Annotated in this window: 12 protein-coding genes, 5 tRNA genes and 1 pseudogene; 9 read left to right on the forward strand and 9 right to left on the reverse strand. The window is 73.1% G+C overall.

All coding sequences use genetic code 11. From position 1 onward, the window contains the following. Nucleotides 1–859 (reverse strand): serine/threonine-protein kinase (locus B9S61_RS32085; RefSeq protein WP_146065008.1); only part of this gene is annotated, 859 nt, incomplete at its 3' end. A gap of 195 nt (nucleotides 860–1,054) precedes the next feature. On the opposite strand from B9S61_RS32085, the gene B9S61_RS32090 reads away from it, so the two are divergent. From B9S61_RS32090 to B9S61_RS32105, 4 genes are all read left to right on the forward strand, one after another. Further along, entirely contained in the window at nucleotides 1,055–1,330 is a 276-nt protein-coding gene (locus B9S61_RS32090; RefSeq protein WP_103545330.1) for a hypothetical protein, read from the forward strand. Between the two features lie 196 nt (nucleotides 1,331–1,526). Next, the gene (locus tag B9S61_RS32095) at nucleotides 1,527–1,706 is read left to right on the forward strand and encodes a hypothetical protein (protein WP_103545331.1); all 180 of its coding nucleotides are present in this window, start codon (nucleotides 1,527–1,529) and stop codon (nucleotides 1,704–1,706) included. A gap of 184 nt (nucleotides 1,707–1,890) precedes the next feature. Then, entirely contained in the window at nucleotides 1,891–2,844 is a 954-nt protein-coding gene (locus B9S61_RS32100) for a phosphotransferase family protein (protein WP_103545339.1), read from the forward strand. Nucleotides 2,845–2,944: 100 nt separating this feature from the next. Next, nucleotides 2,945–3,241: a zf-TFIIB domain-containing protein gene (locus B9S61_RS32105; RefSeq protein WP_103545332.1), complete on the forward strand. Its 297-nt coding sequence runs from the start codon at nucleotides 2,945–2,947 to the stop codon at nucleotides 3,239–3,241. Nucleotides 3,242–3,289: 48 nt separating this feature from the next. On the opposite strand, the gene B9S61_RS32110 is transcribed toward B9S61_RS32105, so the two are convergent. The 5 genes from B9S61_RS32110 to B9S61_RS32130 all read right to left on the reverse strand — a co-directional run bounded on the left by B9S61_RS32110 (nucleotide 3,290) and on the right by B9S61_RS32130 (nucleotide 3,767). Continuing rightward, nucleotides 3,290–3,361, reverse strand: a tRNA-Val gene (locus B9S61_RS32110). A 43-nt stretch (nucleotides 3,362–3,404) separates the two neighbouring features. Further along, nucleotides 3,405–3,476: transfer RNA gene (locus tag B9S61_RS32115), tRNA-Val, on the reverse strand. 34 nt (nucleotides 3,477–3,510) lie between these two features. After that, nucleotides 3,511–3,582, reverse strand: a tRNA-Val gene (locus B9S61_RS32120). 1 nt (nucleotide 3,583) lies between these two features. After that, a tRNA-Cys gene (locus B9S61_RS32125) sits at nucleotides 3,584–3,657 on the reverse strand. Between the two features lie 37 nt (nucleotides 3,658–3,694). Beyond that, nucleotides 3,695–3,767 (reverse strand) — tRNA-Gly (locus B9S61_RS32130). A 177-nt stretch (nucleotides 3,768–3,944) separates the two neighbouring features. Between B9S61_RS32130 and B9S61_RS32135 the strand changes: the two genes are divergently transcribed. From B9S61_RS32135 to B9S61_RS32145, 3 genes are all read left to right on the forward strand, one after another. Continuing rightward, complete coding sequence (locus tag B9S61_RS32135; protein ID WP_103545333.1) at nucleotides 3,945–4,997, forward strand: chorismate-binding protein; 1,053 nt, start codon at nucleotides 3,945–3,947, stop codon at nucleotides 4,995–4,997. Further along, entirely contained in the window at nucleotides 4,994–5,815 is an 822-nt protein-coding gene (locus B9S61_RS32140) for an aminotransferase class IV (protein WP_103545334.1), read from the forward strand. The genes B9S61_RS32135 and B9S61_RS32140 overlap by 4 nt, the downstream gene beginning before the upstream one ends. Nucleotides 5,816–5,914: 99 nt before the next feature. After that, nucleotides 5,915–6,739: a GNAT family N-acetyltransferase gene (locus B9S61_RS32145; protein WP_103545335.1), complete on the forward strand. Its 825-nt coding sequence runs from the start codon at nucleotides 5,915–5,917 to the stop codon at nucleotides 6,737–6,739. Between the two features lie 51 nt (nucleotides 6,740–6,790). On the opposite strand, the gene B9S61_RS32150 is transcribed toward B9S61_RS32145, so the two are convergent. After that, nucleotides 6,791–7,318, reverse strand: a complete 528-nt coding sequence (locus B9S61_RS32150) for a DsbA family protein (RefSeq protein WP_103545336.1) — start codon at nucleotides 7,316–7,318, stop codon at nucleotides 6,791–6,793. A gap of 194 nt (nucleotides 7,319–7,512) precedes the next feature. Here B9S61_RS32150 and B9S61_RS32155 point away from each other — a divergent pair, with 194 nt between their 5' ends. Further along, complete coding sequence (locus tag B9S61_RS32155) at nucleotides 7,513–7,959, forward strand: hypothetical protein (RefSeq protein ID WP_103545337.1); 447 nt, start codon at nucleotides 7,513–7,515, stop codon at nucleotides 7,957–7,959. Between the two features lie 154 nt (nucleotides 7,960–8,113). Continuing rightward, a complete protein-coding gene (locus B9S61_RS41225; protein WP_019523797.1) occupies nucleotides 8,114–8,266 on the forward strand; it encodes a hypothetical protein in 153 nt (50 codons plus the stop codon). A gap of 240 nt (nucleotides 8,267–8,506) precedes the next feature. On the opposite strand, the gene B9S61_RS32160 is transcribed toward B9S61_RS41225, so the two are convergent. Further along, complete coding sequence (locus B9S61_RS32160) at nucleotides 8,507–9,067, reverse strand: CGNR zinc finger domain-containing protein (protein WP_103545338.1); 561 nt, start codon at nucleotides 9,065–9,067, stop codon at nucleotides 8,507–8,509. 371 nt (nucleotides 9,068–9,438) lie between these two features. Next, nucleotides 9,439–9,760, reverse strand: a pseudogene (locus B9S61_RS41780) (hypothetical protein); the annotation flags it as partial.

The raw sequence follows: 9,760 nt of genomic DNA on the forward strand, positions 1-9,760 counted from the left end.
GCGGCGCCGGCGGACGGACGTCCGCGAGGCCCTGCGCCTCCCGCGCGGCGATCTCCTTGAGCCGCAGCGACAACTGCAGTGTGCTGGGCCGCTCCTCGGGATCCTTCGCCAGACACGCGCGCACCAGGGGGGCCAGCGCGTCCGGGACGCCTGCCAGCTGGGCCTCCTCGTGCACCACCCGGTACAGCATCACCTCCGAACTGCCGTGCCCGAAGGGGGAGTCGCCCATCGACGCGTACGCGAGCGTGGCGCCCAGCGAGAACACGTCCGTGGCCGGGGTGACGGTCGCCCCGCGCACCTGTTCCGGGGCGAGGAAGCCGGGAGAGCCGACCGCCGTGCCGACGTGGGTGAGCGTCGAGGCGCCGGTGGCCCAGGCGATGCCGAAGTCGATGATCCGCGGGCCCTTCGGGGACAGCAGGATGTTGGACGGCTTGAGGTCCCGGTGCACCACACCGGCCTCGTGCACGGCCACCAGCCCCTCGGACAGGGCCGCGCCGACGGCCGCCACCTCCGCCGCCCCGATCGGACCCCCGTCGGCGACCTTGTCGTGCAGGGACGGACCGGGCACGTACTGCGTGGCGAACCACGGGCGCTCCGCGTCGAGGTCGGCCGCCACCAGCCGGGCGGTGCAGCCGCCGCGGATGCGCCGGGCCGCCGAGACCTCGCGCGCGAACCGCGAGCGGAACTCCTCATCCTCCGCCAGATCCGGGCGGATGACCTTCAGCGCGACCCGCTGCCCCTTCTTGTCGGAGCCGAGGTAGACCACGCCCATCCCGCCCGCGCCGAGCCGTCGGTGGAGCCTGAAAGAGCCGACGACGCGCGGGTCCTCGCGCCTCAGGCGCATCATCGCCATGTTCATCCCCGCTGCCCGGTCCTGTGACGTGCCACAGCTTACGTTTCCACAGCGGCCCGTGCGCAGAGGCCGCGCCCTCTCGAACCGACGGATTGTCAGTGGTGGGTGGGAGACTTGAAGAGTGGTCAGGGAGCGTGCGGACAGGCCTGGTTCGCGCGGTGGGTGATCCCAACCACCCGACACCGAAGGGGGATTGATCGCGTGAAGGGTGACCGTGTGGAGATCGTCGTGGATGCGGGGGACACGACGCGTACGTACGAGATGGTGGCGAGCAGGGCGGGGCGCAGGGTGGAGACCGCGGTGCGCCGGGGAGTGGTCGAAGTGAGCGAAGTCACCAGGACCGGCGCGGTCGTACGGACGGCCCGGTTCATGGCGAACCGGGTGCTCGCACTGGTGGAGCAGCCGGTGCCGCGCGAGGACGGGTCGGAGAAAACGGGGCAGAGCGGGCGGCCCTTCGGGGATGTCCCTGAGGCGTAGGACCACGTCTCCACCCAGGGGAGTACAGCGCAGGTGACGGCTCATCCTCCGGGAGGCCCGGCAATCGGTACGAGGGCATGACGTCCGACGGGCGCCGGGCCCCTAGATTTGAGGTCAAGCGGCGGGTGCAGCACTCGTCCCCCGAGGTCGGACGCCCGCCGCTGTCGAGCACAACGAAACGGCCAGGAGAGGGACCATGGCACACACGGCACCGCGGACAGTGGTCCGCGCACGGGCTCGCGGCGAGGGCCGCCGGCACCCGGTGGTGGCGACGCTGATGGCCCTTCCCCTGGCGGTCCTGCTCCTCCTCGTCTTCGACGGGTGGGAGACAGTGGCCATACAGGCGTCGTCCGTGGGAGAGATGCTGGGGCGCTGAGAGGCGGCCTCAGGCCCGGAAGAGCGGTCCGGGCGGGGACATCCACCCATGAAACCCCGTGGGGACGGGGGTGCGGCGGACGGCAAGAATGCCGGCGCAGCTGGGGAGCTGCGCCGGCATTGCTCTGTGCGCACACCTGCCGACGGAGCCCGCCCCCTCGCCTCACCCCCGTACCCTCACCTCCGTGACCACGGATCTCCTTCCCGCGCTGACGGCCCATGCCACGGCGACGGCCCACGCCCGCCGCGGCGACCGGACCCACCCCGGCACCGGACCCTGCCGCTGCCCCGCGGAACCCCTCGTCACCGGCGAGGACGACACCACCGTCGTCCGCCACGCCACCACGGTCGCCAAGGCCCACGCCCCCGGCACCGGCCCCGCGCACCTGGCTCTCCGTGTCGCGACCGCCGCCGCACTCCCCGGCATCCTCCTGCCCCCGCTCTCCCCGGCACCCGTCGTCCTGCACGGACGCCTCGTCACCCACTGGCCCTACGGCGTCCCCGTCGACCCGGACGACCCCGACGCCGCCCCCTGGGAGTCCGCGGCCACTCTCCTCGCCCGCCTGCACCGCACCCCGCCGCCCCTCCCCGTTCCCCCCATGCGCGGCCCCGGGAAGGCCGCCCACGCCGTCGCGCGTCTGCGCACCGCCGCACCCCGTCACCCCGCCACCACGCCCGTGCTGGACGCCTGGGCGGCCCTTCCCGCCTGGGCCCGCGGCGAGGCGCCCACGCCGGACACGGCGACCCTCTGCCACGGGGACTTCCACCTCGGCCAGCTCATACGCCACCCGGCAGCCGGCGACTCCTGGCTGCTGATCGACGTCGACGACCTCGGCACCGGCGTCCCGGCGTGGGACCTGGCCCGGCCGGCGGCCTGGTACGCCTGCGGGCTGCTCGCGCCCGACGAGTGGCACCGCTTCCTGACCGCCTACCGCGCGGCCGGCGGCCCGGCCGTACCGTCCGACGGTGATCCCTGGGCCACCCTGGACGTGCCGGCCCGCGCCCTGACGGCACAGACGGCGGCCCGGGCCGTCACCAAGGCGGCCGCGGCGGGGCGGCCGCTGGACGAGGTGGAGCGGTCGCTGGTGGACGCCTGCGCGCGCATGGGCTCCGTCCGCGCTTCCTCCCCCGGCCCCTGAGCGGAGGTTCCGCGAAGTAGGGTGCAACCGACCCGCGGGCGGACGGAGTCTGTCCTGGCGATACGCGAAGCGGGAACGACCGGCGAGGAGTTGACCGATCATGCAGTGTCCGAAGTGCCGTGCCCCGATGCACACCTACAACCGCAACGGTGTTCAGATCGAGCAGTGCAGCGGGTGCCGGGGCATCTTCCTCGACTACGGCGAGCTGGAGTCACTGACCCGGCTCGAGTCCCAGTGGTCCCAGCCCGCACCGCCCGCCGCGCCCCCCGTCGCTCCGCCGGCCGCCCCGCAGGCGTACCCGGCGGCTCCGCAGGCCCCCGCCTGGGGAGCCCCGCACGGCGGCCACTACGGTCACCGCCGGAACAAGGGCTTCGGGCACATGCTCTTCTCCAGCTGAACCGCACGCCGAAGCCCCCGGTCGCACGACCGGGGGCTTCGAGGAGTGTGGACGATACTGGGATTGAACCAGTGACCTCTTCCGTGTCAGGGAAGCGCTCTCCCGCTGAGCTAATCGTCCTCGGGGCCACGACCACTCCGGGGAGCGGATCATGGACACTGCGTGCGCGATACTGGGATTGAACCAGTGACCTCTTCCGTGTCAGGGAAGCGCTCTCCCGCTGAGCTAATCGCGCGGGACGGACCGTCGACGATCTCTCGAAGATCCAGTGGACGATACTGGGATTGAACCAGTGACCTCTTCCGTGTCAGGGAAGCGCTCTCCCGCTGAGCTAATCGTCCTTGGAGGTGGAGACGGGATTTGAACCCGTGTAGACGGCTTTGCAGGCCGTTGCCTCGCCTCTCGGCCACTCCACCAGGAGTGCAGGGGGCCGGGATGCCCCCTCTTCCTGCGAGCGGACGACGAGGTTCGAACTCGCGACCTCAACCTTGGCAAGGTTGCGCTCTACCAACTGAGCTACGTCCGCCTGTCGGTTCGGTCGGCTTGCGCTTCCCGGCGACGAAGTGAACTCTAGCGGATTCCGGGGCCAGTACAAAAACCCGTTTGTGCAGCGTGCTGCGGTGCGTCTGCTCACAGAGGTGCCCGGCCGCCCGCGACAGCCGTGACCACGCCACCCGCGACGCGCCCGCCATAGACTCGACACGTGCCCGACCTCCCGCCTCTCGCCCGCTTCGGCGACCGCGTCGCCACCGGACTTCTCGACGTCACCGACGATCCCGCCGCCCTGGACTCCACCGGCTTCTGGGCCGTCGCCGCCGACTTCGAGGGCCGTCTGACCTGCGCCCGTTTCCGGGAGGTACGGGAGGAGCCGGTGCCGGCGCCCGTGCCGGGAGCCTGGCGGGGTCCCGCGGCCGGTGACTGGGCGTCCTCGCTCGACCGCGCCGCGTACATCGCGGCCGTCCGCCGTATCCGCGAGCACATAGCCGCCGGCGAGGTCTACCAGGCGAACCTCTGCCGCGTCCTGTCCGCCCCCGTGCCGGTGGACGCCGACGTGGACGCCCTCACCGCCCTGCTGGCCCGGGGCAACCCCGCACCCTACGCCGGAACGTTTCGGCTACCGGAACACGGAGTGGAGATCGCCACCGCGTCGCCCGAGCTCTTCCTGCGCCGCGAGGGCCGGATCGTCGAGTCCGGGCCGATCAAGGGGACCGGCCGGACCGAGGCCGACCTGCTGGAGAAGGACTACGCCGAGAACGTCATGATCGTCGACCTGGTCCGCAACGACATCGGACGCGTCTGCGCCACCGGCACGGTGACGGTGCCCGACCTGTGCGCCGTCGAGAAGCACCCCGGTCTGGTCCACCTCGTGTCGACGGTGCGCGGGGAACTGCGCGCCCGCGCCGGCTGGGCCGGACTCCTCACGGCAGCCTTCCCGCCCGGCTCCGTCACCGGCGCGCCCAAGTCGAGCGCCCTGCGGATCATCGACGCGCTGGAGACAGCCCCCCGCGGACCGTACTGCGGCGGCATCGGCTGGGTCGACGCCGACCGCGGCACCGGCGTGCTGGCGGTGGGTATCCGCACCTTCTGGATCGACCGCGGCGCGGACGGCGGCGCCGTGCTGCGTTTCGGCACCGGCGCCGGGATCACCTGGGGCTCCGACCCCGAGGGGGAGTGGCGGGAGACCGAACTGAAGGCATCCCGGCTGCTCGCGGTAGCGTCGGGAACGTACGAGGTGAGTGAAGGGACCTGGACGTGAAGATCTGGCTCGACGGCGGGCTGCAGGACACCGAGTCCGCCCGCGTCTCTGTCTTCGATCACGGACTGACCGTGGGCGACGGCATCTTCGAGACGGTGAAGGCCGTGGACGGACGCCCGTTCGCGCTCACCCGGCATCTCGACCGGCTGACCCGCTCGGCCCGCGGGCTCGGGCTGCCCGACCCCGACCTCGACGAGGTCCGCCGTGCCTGCGCCGCCGTGCTCGAGGCCAACCCCATGCCGCTCGGCCGGCTGCGGCTGACCTACACCGGCGGCCACGGCCCGCTCGGCTCCGACCGCGGCGAGCACGGGCCGACCCTCGTGGTCGCCCTCGGTGAGACCACCCGCCGCCCCGACTCGACCGCCGTCGTCACCGTTCCCTGGACGCGCAACGAGCGCGGCGCGCTCACCGGCCTGAAGACCACCTCGTACGCCGAGAACGTCGTCGCCCTCGCCCGGGCCCGGGAACGGGGCGCCACCGAGGCGCTGTTCGGCAACACCGTCGGGCAGCTCTGCGAGGGAACCGGGTCGAACGTCTTCGTCGTGATCGACGGAGAACTGCACACCCCGCCGCTCGCCTCCGGCTGCCTCGCCGGCATCACCCGGGCCCTCGCCGCCGAGTGGACCGGCGCCAGGGAGACCGACCTGCCGCTGGACGTGCTGGAGCGGGCGGAGGAGATCTTCCTGACCTCCACCCTGCGCGACGTGCAGGCCGTGCACCGCGTCGACGACCGTGAACTGCCCGGCGCCCCCGGCCCGGTGACCGCCAAGGCCATGCGGATCTTCGACGAGCGCTCCGGGGCCGACCTCGACCCGTGACGGCCCGCACACGGCGGCCGGTCCGGGGAGCGCACACCAGGGGCGGGCCCGCAGGGCCCTCGGTATCGTGGCGACGGGCGAGCGGGTAGAACTTCCGTGATGACCACCACCCTGCGGCCGACCGAGCCGCTTCAGCGGAACCCCGACGGTACGCGTTCGCGCCGCTACCAGGTGTGCGTGAACGGCCGTCCCGTCGGCGAGGTCCACCTGGGAACGCATCCCGTCTTCGGCGACGCCGCGGCCCGGATCATCCTCCTGCGCATCGACGAACCGGACCGCCGTCGCGGCCGCGGCACCGTGGCGGCGCTCGCGGCGGAGGAGGTGGCCCGCGGCTGGGGGTGCCGCCGGATCGAGGCGTCGGTCCCCGGCGGCTCCGGCACCGCCCTCGGCCTCGCCATCGCGCTGGGTTACGTCGTACGCAACCGGAACCTGGACAAGGCCCTCGACGGCACCCCGCCCGCCCTGCCGGAGGGCAGCGTGGCCCGGCCCATGACCGAGGCGGAGTTCGGCCCCTGGAGGGCCAGAGGGCAGGAGGAGTACGCGCGGAGCTGGATCCGGCGCGGGGTGCCGGAGGCCGAGGCGCGGGCCAAGGCGGTGAACGACGACGCCGTACTCCTGCCCGACGGCCACGCCACCGAGGGCATGCGCTTCAGCGTCCTCGAGCACCGGGGCACCCCCGTGGGCACCCTGTGGCTGGCGGTGACCGGGGAGCAGGCCTTCGTCTTCGACGTCGAGGCCGACGCCGCCCACCGCGGCCGGGGGCACGGACGCACCCTCATGCTGCTCGCCGAGGCCCAGGCGCTCGCCGCGGGCCGGCGGACCGTCGGCCTCAACGTGTTCGCCGGCAACACACCGGCCGAGCGGCTCTACGACTCCCTCGGCTACGGAACGGCGCGGTACTTCATGTACAAGGCGCTGGTGTAGCCCGGCGGCGGTGGGGCCGCCCCGGGCGGTGGGGCGGTTCCGGGGCCGGGGTCAGCCTTGCAGTCCGCCCAGCAGCCGGTCCGCGATCTCCTCGACGCGCTCGCGCAGGCCCTCCTGGCTCTTTCCGCCGTCGAGGCGCTCACCGCCGATCACATAGGTCGGGGTGCCGGTCACCCCGATCGCCTTGCCCTCGGCCTGGTCCGCGTCCACGATCAGGATGTGCCGCCCGTCGATCAGCGCGGTGTCGAACTCCTCGGCGTCCAGGCCGAGTTCCCGGGCGACCTCGACGAGGAACGCCTCTCCCCGGCGGTCCAGCTCCTCGACCCGCCCCAGCACGGCCTCGACGTACGCCCAGCCCTGTCCCTGCTCCAGCGCCTCCTCGACCGCCTGGGCCGCTGCGAAGGAGTGCTTGTGCTTCTCCAGCGGGAAGTGCCGCAGCCGCAGCTCCAGGCGGTCGCCGTAGCGGGCCCGCAGGGCACGGAGATCGTCGAGGGCGCTTCGGCAGTCCGGGCACTGCAGTTCGCACCAGACATCGAGGACGGGGGTGCCGGCGGGACGGGCGGGGGAGGAGTCGCTCATGGGCCCCAGTCTTCCAGCCCGCTTCCGGACCGTCCGAGTCGGCCCGCCCGGCCCCGCCGCCACCGGGACCTGGGGAGGATCCGACCCGGAGATGTCCCTGATGTGCGGCCGGGAGATGGCCTCGCGGGGTCCGGCAGGTGCAGGATGGAGGGGAAGGAAGTACCGCCGCGACCGTACGCTGCCTGGAGGACCGGATGATTGCCGAGACCGTCTGCTCCGCCGTCTCCGCGGCAGGCCTGGGCATCGCGGTGGTCACGGCCTACCGCAAACGCTTCCTCGCCGCGGCGCGTATCGCCGCCTACTCGCTCGTGCCCGTCGCCCTGGTGATGACCGGCCTCGTCCAATGGCTGGCCGACACGGCCTTCAGCCCGACGGCCTGGGCGGGGTTCGGACTGCTCGGTCTGTCCTGGGTGCTGTTCGCGACCACCCGCACCGTGGAGCGCCGCCGCGGTGGCACCCGCAAGGAGCGCAAGGCCGCCCGCGCGGCGGAAGCCTCCGGCGCGGTGGCCCCGGGTGCCTCGGCGCCCGCGCTGGGCCAGGGAGCGCGCCCGGAGGCCAAGCCGGCCAGGCAGGCGCCGGCGTCCCGGGGTGACGACGACTTCAGCGATATCGAGGCCATTCTCAAGAAGCACGGCATCTGACGTCGCGGAACCGTGCGGAAACGTCACTCGGCAGTCCGGGAGTGCCCGGAAATGATCACAAGCCGGACGGTAGATCACGGATTCCGCGAACTCGCATGCTTTCCGTGAGTGTTGATCGCGTCGGGAGCCTCCGATGCGTCATCATCGCGGCGAGATGCTGGATACGACACAGAGCGATGCCGCGCCGCAGCAGGACGAGCCGCGTGGATGCCTCTTCGCCCTATCCCAGCCACCGCTGATGATCTTCCTTGCGGTGATCGGGTGTCTGCTGCTCACGGCTGCCCTGCACGACCTGCTGTGGCTGTGAGCCGTACCCGCGGTACCCGACGTCACCCGTCGGGACCGCGTCGGCACGGCATCGACGACCCCGCGGGGGCACCCCGACCGCCCTCGCCCTTCCTGCTTCCCGGGGCGGCCGCGGCAGATCCGCCCGTGCCGAGCACATGTCTCCGGCTGCCGGTACGTCCCATGGTCCCGCGTGCATGCATTCCCGGTCCCCCGGACGACCCGCCGAGCGGAGCTCGGTACTCGGATCCGCTCCCGCGGATCAGCCCGCCGCCTCCTTGCGGCGTGCCCGGTACGCGGCGACGTGCAGGCGGTTGCCGCAGGTGCGGCTGTCGCAGTAGCGGCGGGAGCGGTTGCGGGAGAGGTCGACGAAGGCGTGCCGGCAGTCCGGGGCCTCGCAGCGCCGCAGCCGTTCCTGTTCCCCGGCGACCACGAAGAAGGCCAGCGCCATCCCGCAGTCGGCGGCGAGATGGTCGGCCACGGAGGCACCGGGCGCGAAGTAGTGCACGTGCCAGTCGTAGCCGTCGTGGTCGGTGAGCCGGGGAGTGGTGCCCGCGGCCGCGATCAGTTCGTTGATCAGCCCGGCCGCAGCGCGGGCGTCGGACGCGGCGAAGACCGCCGCGAACCGGGCGCGGATCCTGCGCACCGCGGCCAGGTCGCCCTCGTTGAGCGTCCCGACCTCACTGACCTGGTGCTCCCGCACGAAAACCTGGAGGGCCGCGACGTCCGGCAGCCCGTCCGGCGTCGTGTCGTCCTCCGGCGCGGTGTTCACCAGATCCACCACGGTGTCGAGCGCGCACCGGGTGTCGTGGGTGATCAGCACGATTCGCTCCCTGGCCTGGGGGTCGGGCGGGCGCCCGCCGATGCTGGCCGATCGTACTGGCTCCGGCGAGCCTCGTGCCTCTCCGCTCCGTACATGACTTCGAATCCACAGCGGGAACCCTCGAAGCCGGTGCCCGACCACACCGGGCCACGGCACGGTCCGGCCTCCCCGCCCCGCCACTCGGGGCACTGCGCCCCGGTCGTGTCCGGGTGCCCTCAGCCCTGCCCGACTGCGGCGCCCCCGACCCGTCCGGCGTCCCGCCGCCTGCACGGCGCACTGCGTGGCTGCTCCGTCCCGCTCCCCGAAGGCAGCGGGGCATCGCCCGTCCGCGCCGGTTCGTGTCGGGGGACGCGCCGTGCTCCGTCCGGCTGCTATCGCGTCCCACCTGGCCGTACGGCGCTCACTCCGGGTGCTCCGAGTCGCTGCTCCGGGAAGACCGCCGGGCCGGGGTCTGCCCCGGTGTACTGACCGCGTCCGGCCCCCGCGTCCCGCCGCCCGTACGGTGCCCGCCTGGCCGCTCCGTGTCGCTGTTCCGGGAGTGCTGCCGTGCCGGGGATGCCGGGGTCTGCCCCGCTCTCCTGGGCGCGGTCCGGAGCCCCCTGTGCCCCCTGCCCGGCCGGTCTGGCGCCCCGCCGCCCGGGCGGCGTCCAGCCCGGCTGCTCCCTGTCGGCGTCCAGGGGTACCACCGGGCCC

The organism is Streptomyces sp. SM1 (assembly GCF_002910825.1).
In the GTDB taxonomy this organism is placed as follows: Bacteria; Actinomycetota; Actinomycetes; order Streptomycetales; family Streptomycetaceae; genus Streptomyces; species Streptomyces okerensis.

What these genes read in the sequence shown, in the direction of transcription:
- B9S61_RS32095 (WP_103545331.1), top strand. Translation starts at nt 1,527, where the DNA reads ATGGCACACACGGCACCGCGGACAGTGGTCCGCGCACGGGCTCGCGGC.
- B9S61_RS32105 (WP_103545332.1), top strand. Translation starts at nt 2,945, where the DNA reads ATGCAGTGTCCGAAGTGCCGTGCCCCGATGCACACCTACAACCGCAAC.
- B9S61_RS32145 (WP_103545335.1), top strand. Translation starts at nt 5,915, where the DNA reads ATGACCACCACCCTGCGGCCGACCGAGCCGCTTCAGCGGAACCCCGAC.
- B9S61_RS32150 (WP_103545336.1), bottom strand. Translation starts at nt 7,318, where the DNA reads ATGAGCGACTCCTCCCCCGCCCGTCCCGCCGGCACCCCCGTCCTCGAT.
- B9S61_RS32155 (WP_103545337.1), top strand. Translation starts at nt 7,513, where the DNA reads ATGATTGCCGAGACCGTCTGCTCCGCCGTCTCCGCGGCAGGCCTGGGC.
- B9S61_RS41225 (WP_019523797.1), top strand. Translation starts at nt 8,114, where the DNA reads ATGCTGGATACGACACAGAGCGATGCCGCGCCGCAGCAGGACGAGCCG.